This is a genomic window from Streptomyces sp. NPDC040610 (genome assembly GCF_055594065.1).
The window spans coordinates 34,490-56,377 of record NZ_JBVIXA010000024.1 but is presented as its reverse complement, the minus strand read 5'-3'; the positions used below and the strand labels follow the sequence as shown (position 1 = coordinate 56,377).

Genomic DNA, 21,888 nt, shown 5'->3' with positions numbered 1-21,888 from the left:
TTCCGATCCCCCGAGAACTGGTTCCCTTCGCGCTGCGCGCGAAGCAGCGAGCCGGGTCGCTGCGCGCCCCGGCCGCTCCCGCTCCGCGTGAGCGGAAGCGGTTCGCTCCGCGAACCGCCCGGTGGCACGTGCTGCGCGCGCACCACCAACAGCAGGGAATCCGGCCCGCGTTGCGGACCGGGGCCGGCCTCCGGCCGACCCGTGGCCTCCGCTGCGCTCCAGCCACACAAAAACGCACCAGCAGCCAGGGGTGGCGTGCTCTGCGCGGCATGCCTGGGGGCTTGAGGGCCAAGCAGTGGTGGGAGGGGGCAGACAGTCAGGAGAATGACAGACTGGAACAGAGGGGCCCGGAGTCGATATGACCGGGCGTCAGGCTGCTTTCGCGGGTGGCCATAAGGCGACAGTAACAAAGTTTAGCCGCACCCCGGGGATCTTTTGGGTTCCGAGTGCTTCATTTTGAAGCACGAGATAGACTCTGGACTCAGATAGCAGTAACACCAAGGGAGATGGGCCGGTTTTCGATCACGCTCGCCCGCTCCTGGTCCAATGCTGTGATCCGGCTCCGGTGAGGTTCGCCGTAACCGATCATGCGCCTTCTACGTGAAGGTTTCCCGTTTCCTGCCCAGCCGAGAGTCACAAGAGAAGGCAGACGGATATGTCGACCACAAGCCGAACCGATCCACGTGAGGCGGCGCAGCACGAAGCCGTTGACGCGGTTGTCCGTGTCCTCGAGTTGCCTGCAAGATCACTTGTGCCTGAGCGAGGGCTTCGGACTCAGGTGATCATGGCCACCGGCTCCGGCAAGACCTGGGTTGCGGCCCGCAGCGCTGAGAAGCTCCGTGCAGGCCGTGTACAGGTGCTCGTGCCCTCGCTGGACCTGCTCGCCCAGACCGCGGCCGTGTGGCGCAAGGCAGGCCGCACGGGCCCGATGATCGGGGTCTCATCTCTGCGGGGCGAGGACGTGCCCTTCCCCAACACCACGGACGAGGAGGAATTGGTCGACTGGGTGCGGCCGTTCGACAAGGTCACCGTGTTCGCCACGTACGCCTCCCTCGGGCTCGGCACACTGGAGCGCGCGCACCAGGCAGGCCTTCCGGGCTGGGACCTGACCGTGGTCGATGAGGCGCACCGGACGTCGGGGCGGGTAGGCAAGCCGTGGGCGGTCGTCCACGACAACACCCGCATCCCGTCCCTGCGCCGCCTCTACATGACCGCCACGCCGCGCCTGTGGCAGCTGGACGAGGATGCCGAGGGCGCGCCGGGCGAGCTGGTCGCCTCGATGGAGGACGACCCGGACGGGCCGTTCGGCGCCCGCTGCTACACGCTGACGCTGTCGGAGGCGATCGACCGGGGAATCTGCGCGCCGTACCAGGTGGTGTGCGTGGACATCACCGACACCCAGCTCCAGGCCGCGCAGCTCCTGGGCGCTGAGGGCCGCTCGGACGAGGTCCGCGGGGCCCGACTCGCAGCCCTCCAGACCGCCCTGCTCAAGGCGTCCTCGGAGGAAGGGTTCCGGCGCACGCTCGTCTTCCACCACGTCGTGAAGGAGGCCGAGGCGTTCGCGGCCGGCCTCCCCGGCGTCGCCGCGCAGCTGCACGCCGCCGACCCCGAGCCGTACCCGAGGACGATCTGGGCGGACTGGCTGTGTGGCGAGCACAAGCCCAGCCACCGGCGCCGGGTCCTCGGGGAGTTCGCGGACGGGATCGCCACGGACGGCACAGTCGTGGAGAAGGGCTTCCTGGGCTCGGTGAAGGTGCTGGGCGAGGGCGTGGACACCAAGAACTGCGACTCCGTCTACTGGGCCGACGTCCGCGGCTCGATGCCCGACCTCGTCCAGGCAGTGGGCCGTGCGCTGCGGATGCAGCCGGGCGAGGGGAAGGTGGCCAGCCTGGTCGTGCCGGTGCTGCTCGGGCCGGGCGAGACGGCGGACAACATGCTCACCTCCAGGGCGTTCGGCGGGTTGGCGAAGCTGCTGGAGGCGCTCAGGGCGCACGACGCCCGGGTGGTGGAGCAGTTGGCGCAGCAGCAGGCCCCCAGCGCCTACAAGCCCGTTCAGAAAGGCCCGCAGGGCCTGGAGAACCGGGGTGAGGGGAACGGGTCCGGCGGGCCGTCTGCGTCCGCGCGGAAGCTGCTGAAGTTCAGCACGCCGCGCGACCCGGCGCAGTTGGCCGCGTTCATCAACCTGCGGGTCCTCAACCCAGAGCACGAGCACTGGCGGCGCGGGGTGGAGGCCGCGGTCATCTACGCCCGCGAGCACGGCGACCTCAAGGTCCCGTTCACGTACCGAGTGCCCGGTGGCGATGACCAGGCGGTGAAGGCCGAAGGGTGGCCGGCCTCGCTCGCCGACTTCCCCCTCGGGCAGTGGATCGCCGACGCCCGCCGGTTCTGTGCCCGCGGTGATATGGACGAGGACCGCATCGAGCAGTTGGAGAAGCTGGGCATGGTGTGGTCGCACTTCGACGTCGCGTGGGAGGAGGGCCTCGCGGCCGCGCGCGGGTGGGCGGCCGAACACGGGCACCTCCTGGCGCCGCTGGACGCCACGTTCCAGGGCTACCGGGTGGGGATCTGGTTGAAGAACGCGCGGGCCGCCGCCCGGAGGGCGCAGGACAACGAGCAGCGGCGTGCCGAGGGCCTGTCGGTGGAGTCGTCGGCCGGTGCACTGTCGGGTGAGCGGCGCGAGCAGTTGGAGGACATCGACCCGTCGTGGTGCCCGGCCTGGCCGGTGGAATGGCAGCGCGCCTTCCACCTCGTCCGGCTCCACCTGGAGACCGGCTGCCCGCTGCCGACCGCGCCCGGCGACGTCGTGCACCAGGGCGTGGACCTTGGCCGGTGGGTGCGCTCGGTCCGGCTCGGCTGGGACAAGCTCACCGCTGTGCAGCAGTGGCTGTGTGAGCAGGTCCTCGGGATCGAGCCCGCGGCCGAGGACGAGAAGCCTCCCCCGCGTCGTACGCAGGCCGACAAGTGGGCGATGAACTACGAGGCCGCCAAGCAGTTCTACGAGCGTGAGGGGCACCTTCAGGTCCCCAGGAAGTGGGTTGAGCGGATCGTCGGCGAGGGCCAGGAGGAGCGGGAGCACAAGCTGGGTGCCTGGATCGGGAACCAGCGGAGCAGGGCGGCGACGCTGACGCCGGAGCGGATGGAGCTGCTGTCCGCGATCGGGATGCGGTGGTCCTGATGGTGGGCGTCGTCGTCACCGCGGTCTGCTCGATCAAGACCTGGACCAGTTAGCCCGCTGGTCAGGCTCTGGCGAACGGCGCGACTTTGGTGCGCCGATTCGCGCCGACTTCTCCCCACTCACCTCAACACACTGTCAGGATGTTGTTCAGGACCCAGGGTGTGTGCCGATCCAGGGGAGCGTGATGGTCGGATCCGCAGGAGTACGTCGGGCCACTCGCTGGCAGGATTCGGTGCGGCTGCTGTTGCTGATCGACGCCGCCGCAAAGCTGGCGGCCGAAGGCGAGTCGGTGCCGCCGGCGACCGTCGGGGTGGTCCACACCCAGGTGCGGCTGCAGAAGCTCGACTTCTGGGTCCGCAATCCTGACTACCTGGCCTACGAGCTGATGAACGAGTACGTGGCCGCTCCGGACGTTCCTCGGCTGCTGGAGCTTGCCGCAGAGATTCTGGAGTCGGAGGAACCGGATCTGCGGCGCTTCCCGATGCTGCGTTACAAGTACGGCGCCTTCGAGGAGCTCGATGACGCTCTGGCGCCGCTGGTGGAACGGGGGCTGCTGCGCAAGACGCAAGTCCTCGGGCGTGAGCGCGTGGTGGAGCACATCTACTTCCTGCTGGAGCGGGGCCGGCAGGTGGCGCAGTCGATGGTCGCCGAGGCGCCCGCGCTGGCCTGGTACGTCGAGCGCACCCGCCTGGTCGTGGACCTGGTCGACGGTCTCGGCGGCACACAGCTAAAGGACCGGCAGTACCTGCTGCGGGACTACGCCGACACCCCCTGGGGCCAGCACATCGGCCCCATCACCGAGCAGGCCCGCGAGCGGCTGCGCGAACTTCAAGCGGCACCAGGCCCGGGAGCCACGGGCGACACTGACCAGGAGGCTTCATGACCTCGCCCGGCCCGGCCCGCTCAGACGCGAAGGACCTGACCGTCGCCCCGAGCGCCAGCGACATCCTGAAGGAGGTCGCGGAGAAGCTGGGGCTGACGCCGGTTCAGGTCGAGCGGACTCTGGCCGAGGCGAACATCACCCTGAAGAGCCCGACTGCCGCCGACCGGCGGCTGCGCATCATCCGGCTGCGCGCCAGCGGCACGAAGCACTCGGGCGACGACTTCACCGTGGAGCAGCCCTTCACTCCAGGGGTGTGGGCGATCGTCCACCCGGACAACAGCGCCGGGAAGACCAGCCTGCTGGAGTTCCTCGTCTTCCCGTTGCGCGGCGGGCCGCGCGATCTGCCGCCCGATGTCCGATCGTGGCTGCGGCATCTGAGCGTGGACATCGCTGTGGCTGGCCGGGCGATCCGCATTGTCTTGGACGTCGATTACCAAGCGCACCCCCAGTTGCGGGGCCGGATCCTCGCCGGGGAGTCCGTCGACCAGCTGCTTGCCGCAGACGACGAAGCGCTTCGTCTGCTGGCGACAGCGTCCGGCAACGAGGAGGTGAGCCGGTGTATCGGTGAGTTCTTCCTGGACGCGCTGCGTATGGAGCACACCAACCTGTGGCAGGTGACCGGCGGCGCCGACGGCGAGGGGGCCCCGCAGGTCCACGGGTGGGCGTCGTACTTCGGGGCCTGCTACCTCAATCCCGGTGGGGACGAGATCCTGCTCGGCGATGTCGCCGGTGGCCTGCCCGGGCGGCTCATGGAGCTGTTCGTCGACATCCCGTACAGCACGGCCCTCACCCAGCTGTCCGTCGCCGGGAAGCGGGAGAAGAAGACGATCACCCAGGGGCAGCGTCGGGCGGAAGGGGACGCGGAAGCCCGCCGGACCGAGCGCGAGGCGTGGCAGACCGAACTCGCCGACGTGACTAGGCAGATCGAGGCGTGGCGCCGGACGGCTGCCCAAGACATCTCCCCGCTCCTGCGGGCCGCCGACCAGGCTGCGACGGAGCTGCGCGGCATGCGGGCGCTGTTGGAGGAGGCCGAGCAGACGCTCACGGAGGTGTCCGCCGCCCGGATGCGCGCGGAGCAGGGGCTACTGGATGCCCGGGAGACGTGGCAGGCCCGGCGAGTCCTGGGACGGCTTGACCCGGTGTGCTGTCCGCGGTGTGAGGAGCCGCTGGGCAGTGTGCGGCGCAGCGAGGAGCGCGAGCAGGCGAATTGTGTGGTGTGCACGCGGCCGCTGCCCGAGGTCGACCCGGAGACCGCTGAAGCGCTGCTGGCGGAGCTGGAGCAGACCCTGGAGCGAGCCCAGGATGCCGAGAGGGAGGCAACCGACCGGCGGCTGAGGGCGGTGGAGGTGGTGCAGAGTGCTCTGGCCGACCATCGCGAGGCGGCGGCCAGCCTGGAGCAGGGACTTGCCACCTCGCAGGCCCACGACCGGCTGCGTGACCTGGAGATCCGGGCGGCCGAACTCCGCGGACGGCTCGAGGCGACCGGATCGACGCCCCCGGCTCCGCCGGTCCCGGTGTCCGCCCAGGTCCTGGCCGCCGCCGAGGAAGCTGTCCGCGCGGCCGTCGACGCTGCGGCGAAGCAGCTGTTCCCGGCGATGAACGAAGCGATCGTCGAGCTCGCCACACGGTTCGGCGTGCAGAACCTCGACAGCGTCAAACTCGACCGCGCCGGCAAGGTCAACGCCGTCAAGGCTGGGGTGAAGACCACGTTCAAGAGGCTCAGCCGTGGCGACCGGCTCCGCATGCGGATCGCGACCGTCATCGCGCTGCTGCGTGTGAGTGCTGACCGTGGCGTGGCCACGCACCCCGGCCTCCTTCTGATCGACTCGGTCGCCGCCGAAGAGGTCACCGAGGTGCCCGCCCGCACCCTGATCGCCGAGCTGCAGGCCATCGCCGCAGAACTTCCCGAGCTGCAGGTCGTTCTCACCACGGCGCAGCCCGAGCTCGTCGACGCCCTGCCGAAGGACCACCTCATCACCAGCGACGGTGAACACCTGTTCTAAGCTGCTCGTTCCCGAACTGGCCGGCGACAAGGAGAGGACTGTGGCCCCAAGCGTGGACCAGATGCTCCAGGCCTGGGCCAGCCGCGCTACCGACGACGAGCTGGACGCCGGGCCTTCGATCGCGGACCTCGGCGGTGCCGAGGCGGTGATCGCGGAGGCCGACCAGCTCGCTGCCGGTCCACTCCTGCCCTATCTGCTCATGGCACTCTGCCGCGACCTCGACGCCGTGGACGGTGACCAGGCCCGGCGGTTGCTTGACGCCGCGGCCCAGGGGCTGCGGAACCCCCAGGCCGCCTGGGTCCTGGCCGACGCGATCGACGTGGTGTGCGCCCATCCGGCGCTTGCCACCCGCCTCGGCACCCGCACCGTCCGGGATCTTGCCGCACACGTGGAGGCCGCGCTCGCCGGCGACGCCGATGCCGCTCTCGCCCAGCCGGCCGTCGCCGGACTGCTGCGCCTGGCCGTCGCGCAGACGGCCACCCCGCACCGCCTCATGGCGTTGCTCGCCGAGATCACTGGGGACGAGCCGTCCGAGGCCCTGGAGCGCCTGCCGATTCTGGTCGGCGTCGCCCACGACCACTTCGGCGGCGACGCCCTGCTCGATGTCCTGAGCGCACTGGAGAACCAGACCGATCTCCCTGCGGGCACCCGGGCAGACGCCACCTTCGAACTGGCCGTCGCGGACATGCGCAGCGCGCTGGAGGCATCCGACCGCTCGGCCGTCGAAGACCATCTGCGCCGGGCCCTGATGCGGTTCAAGGACATCGACCGCACCCACGAGGCCCGACTCGACGCCCGCGCCCACGCCGCCGCCGTCGACGCGGTCCTCGCCTTCGGTGAACTCGACCAGCAGCCCGCGACAGCCGCACCCGCCGAGCAGCGCCTGGCCCAGGCCGCCGCCCAACTGGATGCCACGACCACTCTGCTGACCGAGTGGACCCGCGGTATGCACCGGCTGGACTGGCTCAGCGCCCGCGGACTTGCGCAGAGCGCCTGGTCCCGGCTCGTCACCTCGCTCCAGACCGCCCGCACCCACCTGGACCAACCCAGCTGGTACGACCCGGCTGGCACCCTCGGCGACCTGCTGGACGTCTACGTCGCCAGCCGCAGCATCCACACCGCCCGGGCCGACGGATCCGGCGGCCTGACGGCACTGGTGAGCCCACCGGTGGAAGCCGCGTTCGTACGCAGCGACGGCCTGCTGCACCACCTCGAACAGGCCCTCACTACCGACCCGCAGTTCACCGGCTCCCCCGACGCACGGACGCTGTACGAGGTCGTCCAGGCCCAGCGGCGGGCACCTTCGTCGACCGGGCAGGTGATGCCGGGAAAAGCCCTGGAGGGCCGCCCCACGCTCGCCGGGCTCTTCCAGGCTGACGCCCCGGGACTGCGTGACGACCTCGACCCGCAGCTCCTGGATCAGATCGAGCAGCTCTTGCAGCAGCAGTCCAAGGGCTACACCCCCACCGGCAACGCCCGCTTCGACGCCCACCTGGAATCCCTGCTCGAGGAGCTGGCCACCAGCCCCGCCTGGACGCAGCGCGACAGCTCCTACTTCACCACCCTGCTGGAGCAGTTCCTGCGATTCCTCTACGACCGCTTCGACGCCCAGGCCGACTACTACGGCGCCCGCACCGCCTACCTCGGCCCCTGCCCCGACAAGAAGCCCGACGGCAGCTCCGACCACTGGGACGAGAAGCACGTCCAGGACGACCTCCACCAGCACCTCGCCGGCACACTCACCCCCGGCACCGTGCAGCGCGAACTCATCGACGTCGCCAGCGGACGCACCGACGTCACCTACACCCCCGAACCCGGCAGCCGCTTCGTTGCCGAGGTCAAACGCCGCGACACCAGATGGACACGCGAACGCATCAAGAAGAGCTACCTCGCGCAGGCCGCCAACTACACCGCCACCGGCCCTCCCTTCGGCGTGCTCCTGGTCGGGGACGACAGCGGTCACGCCAGCGGCTACCGGAGCATCGAGGACAGCGTCTGGATCATCCACCACGCGCGCAGCGCCACCGAGGTACCCCGACTCATCGTGGTCGGCATCCTGCCGATCGGGCGCCCGACCCCGTCCGCACTGCGTATGCCCCGCGTCACCACCTGACCCTTCCTCGGGCCGGTCACCCTGTTGACGCCTCGAACGGCCGGGACCGGGTCAGGTCTAGGCGGGTCGAAGGCGTGGAGGACAGTGGCGATGATGGCGTGCACGGCGCTCCAGTCGCCTTCGGGGTTCCTTCCTGGGAGGACCGGCCAGCGCGATGCCGCACTTCCGCTCGAACCTGTGGCTTTGTATCTCAGTGCGGGCTCTGGCTCTCGTTCTGTGGAGTGTGACGCTGCGCTGGCAGATGCCTGGTCGCCGAGCTAGTGCTCTCATCGTCCTCATCAGTACCTTGTCCGCCATACCGATAAAGGTGGGCTGATCTGATAGAGCGGGTCCGCCCAGATTTCGGGGGCCCGTGACGACTGCGCTTTCAAGAGCTATAAGGGAGTCGTGGTACGTCACGGAGGATGTCGTCGATGCGGCCCATACCTGACTCGTACCCTTCGCCGCCGGGTTCGAGGAGCATGATCCGCCGTATCTGGTCAGGGGTCAGGCCGCGGTCGTGCAGCGCGATGACCTGTTCGCGCCAGGCGATGCAGGCGGCCGCCCCGTCGAAGTTGTCTTGCGCAGCGAGGTGCTGAGCCGCGATGTCCCTCGCTTGGACGAGTGCTGCATCCGCTCGCCGGATACTCGCGATGGAAACAACAATGGCCGTGACGTTGCCCAGAACTCCGGAAACTGCGGCAACAACGGTCCAGGTATCTGCCATGACCGCCCCCTTTGGTACTGGTTGTTGCTTACCCGTGGGCCGGATGGAGTCATTCACCTCCGTGGTTTCCTGCTCGCCTGGTTCCGAGGCGGCAGAAGATCTGTTGAGACCCAAGGCTCTGATCGGACAAGTTCTTCAGGCGAGGAGGACTCGGCGGCGGAGGAGGGCGAAGCTGGCCCGGCCGAACATCTGGCGTTTGAGCATCTTGATGCGGTTGACGTGGCCTTCGACGACGCCGGAGTTCCAAGGCAGGGTGAGCCCGGCGATGGCGGCGTCGAGGTCGCGTTCGAGGTGGGATGCGAACCGGTGAAGGCTGGGCAGATCGTCCGCGTGCACTGCGGCGATCCAGTCCGCCAAGTTCTCCCCCTGACGGTGGGCGAGCATGGTCGCAAAGGAGCGGACGTGTCTGGTCAGCGCGGCCAGTTCGGGGCAGTCGCCGGCAGCGACGGAGACGGCGCTGCCGCGCGATCCAGACGCCCCACGGCCTGGCGCTGGTGCGCTGTATCTGCCCCGCAGCGTGGAAGGCATCACCGCATGACCTGGTCCTTGCCCGAACCGATGCTCACGGTGGCCGTCGAGAGCCCCGCGCTGCCCCCGGGGTACGCCGCCGAGCCGAAGTGGGACGGCTACCGTGCCCAGCTCGCCCTATACGAGAACGGACGGGTGCTGCTGCGCTCCCGCCGGGGGACGGACATGACGCCCGCGTTCCCCGAGATCCGAGCCGCCGCCCTCGCACAGCTGCCCGCGGGCACCGGCCTGGACGGCGAACTGGTGGTGTGGGAGTCCGGCCGGCTCGCCTTCGACCGGCTCCAGCAGCGCCTCGCCCGCCGCGGGACGGGTGCGGCCGAGGCGGCACGGCACTGGCCGGCGCACTACGTGGTCTTCGATCTGGTGCACGCGGACGACAACATGACCGGCTGGACATACGAGCGGCGGCGTGCGGCGCTGGAGGAGCTGTTCGCGGACCGCGGTCTGGCAGCGCCGCTGACCCTGTGCCCGTCGACCACCGACCCGGCCATGGCAGAGCAGTGGCTGTCGTGGACGGCGGCAGGGCTGGAGGGCCTGTGCTTCAAGCGGCTGAACGAGCCCTACCGACCTGTGCGTTCATGGCGCAAGTACAAGGTGCGAGTCACCACCGAGGCTGTGATCGGTGCTGTCGCCGGCCCTCTCGCGGCTCCCCGGACGCTGTTGCTGGGCCGCTACGACGCAGGGGGCCATCTGCGGTACGCCGGCCGCAGCACCACACTGTCCCAGCCCGCCGGCCGCGCCCTGGCCGAACGGCTGAACCCGCCTTCGGGCCCCCATCCCTGGGAGGGCTGGACGTTCAGCGCAGGGTGGGGAACGCAGCAGGCACTCGATATCCACCTGGTGCAGCCCGACACCGTCATGGAGATCGCCGTCGACACCGCGCGGGACAGCGCCGGACGGTGGCGGCACCCGGCCCGGCCCCACCGTGTCCGCACCGACATCGGTCCCCAGCATCTGCCGCTGTTCGACCAGTGACCCGCGCCGGCCAACACGGCCTGCCAGCACGGCCACCCGTCCACGTACGCGCGCGGTAGCAAGTACCCGCCCTACAGCAGAGGGCTGAACTCGTGGGCGGGGCCACCGCGCCATTCCACCCACTGCGGGTCGTCCAGGAGGGTCTCGGGGTCGGCGACGCCAGCGCCTTCGAGGAACACGACCAGGTCGTGGTCGCTGTAGGCGGTGCCGAGGATCTCGTCCCGGCCGTGGCCGTGCACAGTGACTCTCCGGCCACCCGTGCGGGAGGGCCGGTGCACGATGATCGGTGCGCTCGTCACGCCTTAAGCGTGCCCCGGGCCGGTTCGAGGGGCGAGGCAGCCGCGGTCAGGGAGTGTCACCGACCCAGTCGAAGCGGACCGGATCTCCTGGGCGCGGGTCGTACATCGCACGGCCGCCGACGCCGAACTGCCCCAGCTCGGTGGAGAGCGCGACCCCGGTGTCGCCTTCGTCCTGCGTCCAGTCGGTGATGTCGAGCAGCAGGCCGTCCAGCGGTCCGCCGACCAGCTCGGCGTAGCGCCGGTCCGGCCGCGGGCCCGGGTGGTCGTGGTCGGCGCCGTAGACCCGGCGGCGCAGCAGCTGCTCGTCATCTCGGTCCATCCGTTCAGCCTTGCAGGCGCCTCTGACAGCGGGACCGGTCGGTCAGCTGCGGAAGCGGGAGCGCCAGGTGCCGCGGGTCTTCTGCGCGGGCACGTCCTGGTCGTGCTTCTGGGCTTCGTGCCCCGTGTGCTCTGCTGGGCGTTCGGCGGCGACCGCTCGCTGTTTGCAGGCGTCGCACAGGTGAGGGTGCGTCTCCCGTGGCGCGTCCCACCCGGTGGGCTCGATGGCCTCCCACCGTTCGTCGGTGAATCGGGTGCCGCAGCCGGTGCACACGGGGCGGCTGGCTTCCCGCTCGGCCTGCCTCTGCTCGGCCGCGCGGCGCCGCTCCTGCTCGCGCTCCCGCTCGCGGGCTTCGTACTCGGCCCGCCGACGGGCGTCATGGGCCTCGCGGCGGGGGTTGCCGATGGCCTCCAGGAGCGTCTGGCTGCGCGAGCGGCCCAAACGCCGGAAAATCGCCCCGGCCGGACCGTGCTCCTTCAGCAGTTCCAAGCTGGTGACCACGATGGGCAGCTTGCCGTCGTACAGGTGGAAGCCGTCGAGGGCGGTGCCCTTCCACTGCGGTCGGGTCAGCTCGGCCAGCCGTGCGATGACGGTGTCGGGGTTGCGCGGGCCGACACGGTTGAAGACGAGCAGCAGCGGCGGGTGCGGCTGATCGCCGTGGCGGCCGTCGGGCGTCCACCAGCGGGTGCGCCACATCGGCCTCTCCCTGCCGTCGGCGTCCTTCACCTTCCGCCCGCAGAACCGCACGTACTTGTCGATCTTCGCTGCGAGCTCCTGCGCGGACTCGTAGCAGTTGTCGACCTCCACGAACAGCAGCGGCACCCCGTCCTCGGGCGCGGTGAGCACGATGTCCGCCTGGGCGCCGCCCTTGCCGGGATTGGACCAGGTGCCCGTCGCGGGCAGCGCGACCTCGGTCGCGTAGGAGGCGATGGTGCCCAGCCCGGCCGGAGCGTCGGCGGCGGCCTGCGCGGCGGCGAGGGCTTCGGCCGGCTCGCCCTCGAGCAGGGACAGGTCCGGCTTCGGGCGCAGCAGGGCGAGCACGGTGTCGTTGACCGCCATCGCGTGGGAGGCACCGCTGCGGCCCGCGCCACGGGCCGTGCCGCCCATCTCCCCCATCGGACGGCCCAGTTCGTAGGAGGCGCCCTTCAGGCCCATGGGCGTCAGGTTGCGCAGGGTCTCCCCTCTCAAGGTTCTCCCGCCGTTCTCCACCAGGCCGTGCTTACGGAGGTCGGAGAGCGCCCCGAGGTGCGCGGCGGTGCGGGCCTGCTTCCGCGCCGAGGGCTGGTCCTTGTCCGTGTGCCGGTAGCTCATGTGCGGGGCCGAGATCTGCTGGATCTGCTCGACCGTCGCGACCTTCAGCACACCGAGCACGCGCAGCACGTCACCACGCAGGCTGTTCGTCGACCCCGCCGGGTTCATCTTCCGCTTCCCCGCCATCAGCTCCGCTCCCCCGCTGCTCGCGCGCGGCCACCCGCCGCGCGCCAGCCGGGCCCGGCTACAGAGGGCATCCGGCCCCCGGACCCGATGCTCTCCTCCTCCACCGACATCCCTCCCAAGTTCAGGAGGAGAGCAGAGGGCTGTGACGATGCGGCGGGCGACCGTATCTGGGTGGTGGCCTGCGGTCTTTCCGTCCCGCTCGGTGCCGGACACCAAAGTGGGTCCCGCAGTGACATCCCAAGTGCACACCGCAGGGAGCCGGGGCGGCTTGCCCGGTGCCGGGCGAGCTCACGGTCGGGGCGGGTGCACCAGGCGCCTGCCGGTGGTCGGTGCGTGGTCATCGCGGAGGTTCCTTCGCTTCGGGCCGCCCTCGGGCAGGCGGTGATCGAGGAAGCAGCGTGCAGGGAACCCCCTTGTCCGCGGTCTGACGGCCGCCTGTAGCGAGCGTGGTCAAGGCGAAACGCGGCAGTGGTCGGGGTGGTAGCCGATCTGGAAAAGGGGGCGTGGTCGGGCCGACCTTGTCCGACGGCACCGGTCGCGCCGACGCCTTCGGGGCGCCCCGCCCTCGTGTCAGCGTCGGCCGGGGCTCACCGCCCGCAGTGCGGGCACCGGTCGCTACGGCGGCCTCGCGTCTCCACGACCGTGCCCAGCTGCCGCATCCTCTGCAGGTGGTAGCGCACCGTCGAAGGACTCGACAACCCCACTGCCGCCCCGAGCTCGCGCAGCGACGGCGCCTCACCGTGCTCGGCCACCCACGCACGCGCGGACCTGACGATGCGCTCCTGCCTTTCACTCAACGACCCGCTCACACCGCCCTCCCGGCGCGAGTCAGCGCCTGCTCCCGCAGCGCCCGCCGCACCGCCGGACCGCCACCAGCCCGGGACCAGTACGGGTGCCCCGCGATCAGCCGGGACAGCCGCAACAGCCGACGCCGGTACACCGCGGTCCCCGACGGCGAAGCCGCCAGGCGCCGGTACGTCACGAACCACGCTGCCTGCACCTGTACAAGATCGTCCGGGAATGTGTGCTCACCCATACAACGATTAGAGCATGTGTTCGAATTTCTGAGCCACTCCTGTACCTCGCCTGGACTCCCGGCGAGCTGCCGCATCCTGTTTCGGAGGGCCCGGCTACGGTTGCCGGGTGAACGGATCAGTACCGACAGCTGGCATACCGGCCCGCCCCGGCGCGTTGCTGCCCCTCCTGGGTACCGACGAGGAGGTCGTCGCCTTCTTTGCCGGGGTCGCGGACCTCGATGCGACGGACCCGGCCGACTACCTGTTGGAGGACGGGGTCCGGCTTGCCTCCGGCGCCCGGCTGGAGCAGTTCGCGCGGGCGGGTTCAGGGGACGCGTTCTGCTTCGTCGGCGAGGGCAGCGAGGAACGCCCGGTGGTGTACGTCAGCCTCGACGGCGAGGCCGGACTGCTCGCTCTTGGCCTACCGGAGCTGGTGCGGCTGTGTCTGGTGGCACCATGGTGGCGGGATGCTCCCGGACGGACGGCTGGCGAACTCCAGGGGGTCGTCGACGAGTACCGGGAGGACGTGCCCGACCTCGACCAGCGACGCGACCGTGCGGCCCAGGCCCTCGGTATCGACCCGGCCGGCCTGCCTTCCGAGACGACTGTCCTGTCCCGGCTCGCGGAGCTCTCCCGGGGACCGGTAGCCGAGGCCTGTCTCGTCGTGGGATACGAAGGCGAGCCACTCGATCCCCTCTTCGACGCCGCCCACAGGTGATCAACCCAGCCATCGGGCGCAGTGGGTGCCTGGTCTGCGATCCCCGACTTGACGTGCAGCCAGCTCAAAGCGACGAGCGGTCAAACTTCAGTGAGATCGGACAAGGTTCAGTGAAACGGGACCTGTCCTGGGCCACAGCCGCCGCGCATCCCGGCCTGGTGCACGCGGATGCCCGACCTCGGTTCGAGGCCGCGCTCGCCGAGGTCACCAGCCTGCTCGCCCCTAGCGACCCTGAACCTCGACGCGGCGACGCCATGCACTGCACAGCCTGCGGCGTCGCCGCGTCAGGCAGGTCAACGCGGTCTGTCGGAAGCCCGGTTGAGATCTCTAGGCTCTGCCCATGTCGAAGCAGAAGCGGGGTAGAAAGCACCGGACACCGCAGAAGCGGATCTCCCGTCCCTCCTTACCGCGTCCACGCAGGGCAGATCCAGTACTGCCGGGGAGCGTGGATCACATGGCGCGAATGCTGGAGCACGCCAAGCCGGACCAGATCGTGGAACTGGTGCTGCCCTTCTTGTGGGTGGCCCTCTCCGACGGCCGCGCTCCGGCAAACATCTGCGTCGATGCGTGCCAGACGCTGCGGAACGCCTACGGCCAGCTGGGAGTCCGGGCCGAACTGCTGCCGGTCACCGTGGCCATCCAGAAGAAGAACGGCACCGGAACTTCCTACGGGACACTCACACCGAGCTGGACGGGAACCGAGTGGAACGGGCACTGCGCCCTGGTGCTCCCCGACTCCGAGCGGTTCGTGGACCCGACGATCGAGCAGTTCGACGAGGTCCGGAAGATCGGCATGGGCCCCATGGTCGGCAAGGTGGCCATGTCGACCGGCGAGGACGGCTCGCTGGTGGAGCCGGGGGCGCAGGTGATGATGCAGCGCGGCGACCTGGTGCTGACGTACACCATCGCCGGCCCCGAGGCTCTGGCCTCCATCGTGGAACACCCGGAGACGACCGCCCACGCCGACGGTCACCGGCGTACCGGGGTGAACACCGCCTCCCTCATGCTGGCCGCCCTGCGCGCCGAGGGCGTGCGCGGCCGGGCGATGCAGTCCCCTCACCCAAGGCTGCACGCCCTGCTACGGGCAGTCGGCGATGCCCCCTACGAGCCGGACGAGGCGCAGGACGTGCGGTTTTGCCTGCCGGAGCAGAACGGCCAGGAACAGTGGCTGCGCCTCGACGAGATCCCGCTGCCGCCGAGCACTCCGGCCGCCTGGCCGCGCTGAGGATCAAGAGCAGCACGAAGACCCGGGAGAGGACCAGAGCGCGGCCGAGTGGGAGCGCATGCACCTGCCCAGCTCGGTACGCGACCACGTCCTCGCCACAGGAGTTCCTCCACCACACCGCGGACTTGAGACCCCCACCCGGCCTTCGCTGACCGACCGCGCCACCGTGCGCGGAGGTGCGCACCGGTGTGGTGGTGCGCTTGTGCGCGGTGGGCCGTGCGCACCGGTGCGGCTGGCAGCGCGGGAATGGTGCGCATCGGTTGGGGGTCGGCGTGTGGAGCGCGTCGACTAAGGCCGTCTCGTTACTCCTTGACACGGGCCGTGGTCTAGGAGAAATGCGGCAGGTGCGCACCGGGGGATGCATGGCATCGGCCATCGATGTCGCGCACTCCCCCACGATGTCGTCCACTCCCAGCCGGTGGACTCCGCTCAATGGAGTGGATGCCGGACATCGTCGGTGCGCACCGGCCACCCGCATCGGGTGCGGCACGGGCCCGAGTGCTGGGACGCGGTCTAGGCGGCTGAGCGCTGGTGGCGGGCCGGGAGGGACTGCGCGAGCCACTTGGGGTCAGCACCTGCCGCGACCAGTCGCCCGTACTCATGCTCGGTGTCACGGTCGGCGCGGGCCCGCCGGAAGTGGATGCCGATCTCGCCCCGACGCCCTCCTCCCGTGTCGAGGGTGTACCAGCAGTTGCGCTCTGCTCCCTTGTCGCAGTCGCATGGCTTGCACACGCAGTGCTCACGAGTGGCTTGTAGCGGCATTCCCCACACCGGGTGGGTCAGGTGCGCGAGGAACGCCTCATGGTCCATCGGAACGTCGTGTTCATAACGCAGCTCGAACTTCCAGCCCAGTCCGTGCGGCCAGTACTTGAGGCAGTACGGCTTGGTCACCGTGTGGAAGAGGGCGATGCGGCGCAGCAGGCCGCTGGCGACCCACGCGTGGTCTGCTTGCGTCTTCCACCAGGTGGGGTCTGCTGCCAGGTAGGCGGACTCGCAGGGGGTCAACGCGGGTGTGTCCCACAGTGGGAGGAGGTCGCGGGCAGGGCATGAGGCCCGGTGTTGGGTGACGATGGCCTGCCACTGCTTGGGGGCTGGCCCTGTGATGGTGACGCGAGCGTCGGTGCCTGCCAATCCGAGGTGGAGGCCGGCTGTGTCGATCCCGAGGAGCCTGACGCCGACGATGCCGCCCGGCTCCCGTCCTTCGTCCTCGTCAGGCCCGGTGTACTGGGTCGGCAGCAGGGCCTGAAGGCAGTGCTCCGGCAGCGAGTGCTCGGGGCCGAGCTTGTGATCGACCTCCACGACCAAGTGGTCGGCGCTGGGATGAACGCGCGCGACGCCGGCGGGGTGGGCGCAGTAGTCGATCGTTCCGCCCAGCCGCTCGAACACGGCGGCCTCCAGGCGGGCCTGGTCATAGCCGGCGGCCGGGACCGGGTCGTGCCCTTGGAGGGCTCGGAGGTGCTGGAGGCCGGCCTGGTGCCCGATGCCAGTGCATCGGGAGCGGTAGCGGGCCTTTTGCGTGAGGAGGTCTCCGTGACTCATCAGCGTTCCTGAACTGTGGACCGTCCGGCCCCGGTACGCACAGGTGGGTGCGAACAGGTTGCGTTGTGCAGCACGGGGTCGGGTCCTGGCTCCTTCGCATCCGCGGTAAGACATCGGGGCGTCTGGCCGGAGGGCGCCCCTGCGGATGCTGGCCCACCGATGAGGGCCGCCCTGCAGTGTGCCGCGGGGGCGGCCCGCCGGCACAGCTGGCTTGCCGCTGTAGCAGCTCATTCATTCGTCCGAGTGAGGGCGCCGACAGCTCTCCTCGATACGCCCAGTGGGTGGGGTCAGCGGCCTCGGCGGGCCTCTGGCCCTTGGTGTGGGTCCGGCTGCTGGAGGTGGTACGTGCGTTGGTCGTCCTGGCGCGCCGGGTGCACTGCGAGGGCATCGTCCTGTTCGGCATGGCGGTCCGTGCGGGCGCGGGAGTCGTCGGCCGCCTTGGTGAACGCGTCCTGGAGGTGGCGCAGCCGCTCGGCAGTGAGATCGAGGGCCTCCACGTCCGTGCGGGACTCCCGTAGGACGCGCAGCGCCGTCAGGTCGATCGCCTCCTGGTGTCCGGCCTCCGGCTCCCGGTCACCGTGCTCGGGGTCGACGGCCGCGGGCGCGAGCAACTGCTCGGGCCTCGCCGCCTGCTGATGCGCGACGACATCGTGCGCCCGGCTCCGCACAGCGGTGGCGGTGCGCAGCTTCTCCCGCACCATCGCACCGGCGAGGACAGCTCGCTCGTACTGCAGCGGGACGCGGGGTATCTCCCACTCCCCCGCGTCCTGGCCAAAAGGCCGGGGCGCAGCCAGCTCGCCGGGATCGGCCAGGGGTTGCCGATCCGGGTCGGGCGCGGGGGTTGGTGGACGGCGGTGGTCGGTGAGGTCGGACAGGGCCCACCGTGCGGTGTAGAGGCGGTAGCCGGACTCCAGGCCGCGTACGGTCTTCGGCTCGCTGATGTCCAGGCAGTACATGGAGATGGCGGCGTCCACGATTTGGTCGTCCAGGCCTGGTTCGCGGCGGCGGCCGCGCAGGACGAGAGCGAGGTGACGGCGGGCTTCGGCGAGCAGGTGACGGCGGTGGAATCGGCCGCCGCTGTTCATCACGAACACCGTCGCGGCGACGTCCACGGCAGCCAGGGCGACGTCGACCACGGCGGCGACCCGGGCCCGGATCGCCGCCGCTGCCGCACGGGCGTGCTCGAGGAGGGAGTTGATGATGTCGGCGGCGACACCGGAGCTGAGGATCGCGCTCGTCTTCCACCGCTCGCGCAGCTGCGCGAGCGGGCGGGGCTTCTGCTTCGGCGGGCGCGTCATCTTCGCGGCTATCCGGTTCAGTTTGGCGCGGGCCCGCTCCGAGACCGCGGGCAGGTACCGCGGTGTGCCGTCGTCGTCGACGGCGGTGACGTACTCGTGCTCCAGCTCCCCCAGGCAGGCGCTGATCTGGTCGCTGCGCTGGGAGGTCCAGCGGATCAGCTCGTGCGGTACCCCGGCAATCTCCATCACCGGTCGGCGTCCCGGGGTGACGGTGCGCGGCTCGGTCGCCAGTCCCAGCGCCTCGCAGACCTCCGCGGCCACGACCTCGTTGTAGAGCGCGGAGGCGGCCACCGCGTGCTCGTACAGAACCTCGGAGTGCACCGAGCCCCACTTGCCGTCAGGGCGCAGGGCCTTGGCGGACACCAGGAGATGGTCGTGCAGGAGCGGCATCCCCGAGCGCGCCTCGTAGTGGCGGAACCGCGCGGCGACCAGACCGTGCACCGGGCGGACCTTGCAGACGCCCTGGGCGCCGGTACGGATGATCGCGGCCTCGTCCTCGATCCAGGCGAGCACGGCGGTAACAGCCCGCTCGTGCGCGGCCTCGATCGCCCGCCGGGTCTCCTCATCCCCGAGCGCCCACAGGAGGGTGAGGGTGGGCTGCGGGCGGAAGGTCAGGTCGAAGCCAGTGACCTTCACCCGCCGCCCGAGTGCCCCGGCTCGGCGCGCGGCCGCGGGCTTCTTCCCGGCGGCGAGTTGGTCGGCCTCGAGCTGGTCGGCGTGCGGGTGCCGGCCCTCGCCGAAGAGGTTGCGCAGCTGCGCCTCGGTGACGACGTCGCCCACCGCCAGGCCGAGGGCGGCAAGGCCCCGGCCCGTCCATCGCCCGGCCGGGACTCCGGCCTCGTCCTGCGCTTGAGCCAGGGGCGTGCGGGGCGGCCGACGGCCGTCTCCGACGACGACCTGGCGCAGGTAGTAGCGGTACATCTGCCCGGCGGTGATCAGCGCGATATCCATCATGAAGGCCACGCCACACGACCCTGACCTGCAATGGAAGGCTGTTCAGCCGCTGCTCCCGCCACGCGGGAGCAGCGGCTGAACTTTCTCCTCAGGTGCCCGTCAGGCGGGAAGCGGCTCCGGCCGGCGAGTCAGTGTCATCGCCCTCCGGCAGCACCCCGGCCACCGCCTGAACGACACCAGCGAGCATCACCGAACACCACCAGCCGACAAGCACCGCCAAAGGACGACCGCCCATCAGCCCCCGGCAACCGCCGGGGGCTTCGTCGTGCTGCCCGGAGGACACCGTGCCCACGTACGAGACACTCCCCCGCTTCGTCGCCGACCTCGAACACCTCACCCCAGCCCAGCGCCAGCGCTTCCGCCACGTCGTCCAGGAATCCTTCGTCCCCGACCTGCGCCGCGGCCGCCAGTTCCGCCCGGGGCTACGGATCAAGCGCGTCCGCTCCACCCCGGGGGTCTACGAACTCACCTGGGCGCCGGACGGGCGCGCGACATGGTCATACGGCCGGGAGCAGGTCACCGGGGCCCCGCACATCGTGTGGCACCGGATCGGAACCCACGAGATCCTGACCGGCTCCTGAACCCGCCGGGCGTTGAGGGCCCGATGGTCCGAAGTTGAGAGTTGAGAGTGCCTTTTGAGGACCGGTGGTGTCACGGCCGCGTACCGAAATCAGTGACCCGGCCCGCGAGTTCCGTGCGGCGGGCAGAGTCCGTTTACCGGGACGGGCGAGCTCAGTGGAGGGCTAGGGCGCGTGGAGGGCACGTTGGTCGGGCGGGGCCGGTGGCCGTGGATGGCTGTGCGGCTGGTGTGGGCGGTGGCCGCGGGCGCGGTGGCGGGTGGGGTCGCGTGGGCGGTTGCCCGGGTGGGGCTGGAGACAGCGGATCAGGTGTCCAGCGTCGTGGGTGGCACGGTGGGCTTGGTCGCCCTGGCTGTGTCGCTGGTCGCCCTGCGGGCCCCCGCGCCTGCGGCTGTTTCCGTCGGCGGGGCCGGTGGTGGGGTGGGAGGGCGTTGGGTGCGGGCGGCGGCCGCTCACCCCTCCTACCGCCCGCCCGTCCTCCAGGCTCCCGTCCGGGGCCGCGAGAGCGAACTGGCCGCCCTGCACCGCCTGGTGAAAGGCCGGGGCGGCGGGCTCGCCGTCATCTGCGGGACCGGCGGCCTGGGCAAGACCACGCTCGCCGCCGAAGCCGTGCGGCAGGCCGAGGGGCAGGGGCGGGCGGTGTTCTGGGTGCGCTGGCAGGACGATGCCGCGCGCCTGGCCCAGGACCTGACCCGCATCGCCGGGAAGCTCGGACTGCCCGAGGCCCGCCTGCACGACGCGCAGAGCGGACAGGCCGCGCTCGTCGACGTGATCTGGGAGCAGCTCGCCTCGGTCCGGGGGTGGGTGATCGTGATCGACAACGTCGACACCCCCGGCAACCTCGGCCCCGGAAGCGAACCCCCAGGCTCCTACCGGGGCTGGCTGCGCCCTGACGGGGCCGGGCTGCTGCTGGTCACCAGCCGCGACAGCGCCCCCGCCACCTGGGGCCCCCGCTCCCACATGATCCCTCTCGCACCGCTCTCCACCGACGCCGCGGGTTCCGTGCTGCACGATGCCGCACCGGATGCCGGACAGGCGGCGGAGGCGGCCGCGCTCGGCGACCGGCTGGGTGGTCTGCCCCTGGCGCTCGAGGCCGCGGGCCGCTACCTCGCCCACCCCACCAGCCGCCACCGCACCTTCACCGCCTACCAGCACGCCCTGGACACCGAGTTCACCGACCTCATCGCTGCCGCCCATCCGCAGGCCACCGACCCGGAGGTGGCGCGGCGGATGGTGCGCCACACCTTCGACCTCTCCCTCACCCAACTCCACGCCGACGGCTACACCCTGTGCCGACCCGTGCTGTTCCTCCTGTCCCTCCTCGCCCCCGCCCCCGTACCCCGCTCCCTGCTCACCCCCGCCCTCCTTGCCGACGCCACCGCACGAAGCGCCACCGCGGCCGAACTCGACGCCGCCATCGCCGCACTCCACCAGTACGCCCTGATCAACACCCCCACCATCCCCCCGGGCGCCGCCGAGGGGCCCCTCCCGGTGGGGCAGGTGGCCCTGCACCCCCTCGTCCACGACGTCATCGCCCTCACTCCACCGCCCGGCACCGACCGCGCCACCTGCCTCACCGCCCTGGCCACGCACCTGACCCCGGCCGTGAACGACGCCGTCGGGGCAGCACGCGCGGGCTGGCCCACCGCACGCCTCCTCGCCCCCCACCTCCCACCCCTCCTCCACCGCACCCTCCACACCGACTTCACCACCACCCGCAACCTTCTCAACACCCTCGCCCGCACCCTTCGCGACGCCGGCGCCGCGACCGAGGAACACCTCCTGCGTCAGTGTGTCCACGACGCCGAAACCCACCACCTTGGCCCCGACCATCCCGACACCCTCGCCAGCCGCAACAACCTCGCCAGCACCCTTCGCGCGCTGGGCCGCCACCAGGAGGCCGTCGACCTGCACCGGCAGAACCTCACCGACCACGAGCAAGTCCTTGGCCCCGACCACCCCCACACCCTCACCAGCCGCAACAACCTCGCAATCGCCCTTAACGCGCTGGGCCGCCACCAGGACGCTGCCGACCTGCACCGGCAGACCCTCACCGACCACGAGCAAGTCCTTGGCCCCGACCACCCCCACACCCTCACCAGCCGCAACAACCTCGCAAGCA

17 protein-coding genes and 1 pseudogene are annotated in these 21,888 nt (G+C 70.7%); 9 read left to right on the top strand and 9 right to left on the bottom strand.

Annotation, left to right across the window (positions count from 1 at the left end; genetic code table 11):
* Positions 1–655: 655 nt before the first annotated feature.
* From ACZ6AA_RS40145 to ACZ6AA_RS40130, 4 genes are all read left to right on the top strand, one after another.
* Complete coding sequence (locus ACZ6AA_RS40145; RefSeq protein ID WP_471463464.1) at positions 656–3,175, top strand: helicase associated domain-containing protein; 2,520 nt, start codon at positions 656–658, stop codon at positions 3,173–3,175.
* A 232-nt stretch (positions 3,176–3,407) separates the two neighbouring features.
* Positions 3,408–4,058, top strand: a complete 651-nt coding sequence (locus ACZ6AA_RS40140) for a hypothetical protein (protein ID WP_471463462.1) — start codon at positions 3,408–3,410, stop codon at positions 4,056–4,058.
* Positions 4,055–6,061, top strand: a complete 2,007-nt coding sequence (locus tag ACZ6AA_RS40135; protein WP_471463460.1) for a hypothetical protein — start codon at positions 4,055–4,057, stop codon at positions 6,059–6,061. Before ACZ6AA_RS40140 ends, ACZ6AA_RS40135 begins: the two co-directional genes overlap by 4 nt.
* Before the next feature lie 40 nt (positions 6,062–6,101).
* On the top strand, positions 6,102–8,174 hold the full coding sequence (locus ACZ6AA_RS40130; RefSeq protein WP_471463458.1) for a hypothetical protein: 2,073 nt from the start codon (positions 6,102–6,104) through the stop codon (positions 8,172–8,174).
* Positions 8,175–8,541: 367 nt separating this feature from the next.
* On the opposite strand, the gene ACZ6AA_RS40125 is transcribed toward ACZ6AA_RS40130, so the two are convergent.
* Complete coding sequence (locus ACZ6AA_RS40125) at positions 8,542–8,880, bottom strand: hypothetical protein (protein ID WP_471463456.1); 339 nt, start codon at positions 8,878–8,880, stop codon at positions 8,542–8,544.
* A gap of 135 nt (positions 8,881–9,015) precedes the next feature.
* Positions 9,016–9,312, bottom strand: a pseudogene (locus tag ACZ6AA_RS40120) (transposase); the annotation flags it as partial.
* A gap of 102 nt (positions 9,313–9,414) precedes the next feature.
* On the opposite strand from ACZ6AA_RS40120, the gene ACZ6AA_RS40115 reads away from it, so the two are divergent.
* A complete protein-coding gene (locus tag ACZ6AA_RS40115) occupies positions 9,415–10,383 on the top strand; it encodes an ATP-dependent DNA ligase (protein WP_471463454.1) in 969 nt (322 codons plus the stop codon).
* A 71-nt stretch (positions 10,384–10,454) separates the two neighbouring features.
* Here ACZ6AA_RS40115 and ACZ6AA_RS40110 read toward each other — a convergent pair whose 3' ends face one another.
* From ACZ6AA_RS40110 to ACZ6AA_RS40090, 5 genes are all read right to left on the bottom strand, one after another.
* Positions 10,455–10,682, bottom strand: coding sequence for a hypothetical protein (locus tag ACZ6AA_RS40110; RefSeq protein ID WP_471463452.1), 228 nt, complete (start codon positions 10,680–10,682; stop codon positions 10,455–10,457).
* Positions 10,683–10,728: 46 nt separating this feature from the next.
* The gene (locus ACZ6AA_RS40105; RefSeq protein WP_471463450.1) at positions 10,729–11,001 is read right to left on the bottom strand and encodes a hypothetical protein; all 273 of its coding nucleotides are present in this window, start codon (positions 10,999–11,001) and stop codon (positions 10,729–10,731) included.
* Between the two features lie 42 nt (positions 11,002–11,043).
* A complete protein-coding gene (locus ACZ6AA_RS40100; protein ID WP_471463448.1) occupies positions 11,044–12,438 on the bottom strand; it encodes a replication-relaxation family protein in 1,395 nt (464 codons plus the stop codon).
* Between the two features lie 587 nt (positions 12,439–13,025).
* On the bottom strand, positions 13,026–13,247 hold the full coding sequence (locus ACZ6AA_RS40095; RefSeq protein WP_471463446.1) for a LexA family protein: 222 nt from the start codon (positions 13,245–13,247) through the stop codon (positions 13,026–13,028).
* Positions 13,244–13,474 carry a hypothetical protein gene (locus ACZ6AA_RS40090; RefSeq protein WP_471463444.1) on the bottom strand — a complete coding sequence of 77 codons (231 nt, stop codon included), beginning with the start codon at positions 13,472–13,474 and terminating at the stop codon, positions 13,244–13,246. The genes ACZ6AA_RS40095 and ACZ6AA_RS40090 overlap by 4 nt, the downstream gene beginning before the upstream one ends.
* Before the next feature lie 107 nt (positions 13,475–13,581).
* Between ACZ6AA_RS40090 and ACZ6AA_RS40085 the strand changes: the two genes are divergently transcribed.
* Positions 13,582–14,172, top strand: coding sequence for a hypothetical protein (locus ACZ6AA_RS40085; protein WP_471463442.1), 591 nt, complete (start codon positions 13,582–13,584; stop codon positions 14,170–14,172).
* Between the two features lie 454 nt (positions 14,173–14,626).
* A complete protein-coding gene (locus ACZ6AA_RS40080; protein WP_471463439.1) occupies positions 14,627–15,397 on the top strand; it encodes a hypothetical protein in 771 nt (256 codons plus the stop codon).
* A gap of 513 nt (positions 15,398–15,910) precedes the next feature.
* On the opposite strand, the gene ACZ6AA_RS40075 is transcribed toward ACZ6AA_RS40080, so the two are convergent.
* Positions 15,911–16,936 (bottom strand): hypothetical protein, encoded by a 1,026-nt coding sequence (locus ACZ6AA_RS40075; RefSeq protein WP_471463437.1) that lies wholly within the window; start codon positions 16,934–16,936, stop codon positions 15,911–15,913.
* Positions 16,937–17,223: 287 nt separating this feature from the next.
* Positions 17,224–19,188, bottom strand: a complete 1,965-nt coding sequence (gene mobF, locus ACZ6AA_RS40070) for a MobF family relaxase (protein ID WP_471463435.1) — start codon at positions 19,186–19,188, stop codon at positions 17,224–17,226.
* 284 nt (positions 19,189–19,472) lie between these two features.
* Here mobF and ACZ6AA_RS40065 point away from each other — a divergent pair, with 284 nt between their 5' ends.
* Both ACZ6AA_RS40065 and ACZ6AA_RS40060 read left to right on the top strand, forming a co-directional pair.
* On the top strand, positions 19,473–19,769 hold the full coding sequence (locus ACZ6AA_RS40065; RefSeq protein WP_471463433.1) for a hypothetical protein: 297 nt from the start codon (positions 19,473–19,475) through the stop codon (positions 19,767–19,769).
* A 210-nt stretch (positions 19,770–19,979) separates the two neighbouring features.
* The coding region (locus ACZ6AA_RS40060) for a tetratricopeptide repeat protein (protein WP_471463431.1) at positions 19,980–21,888 on the top strand (1,909 nt) is incomplete at its 3' end.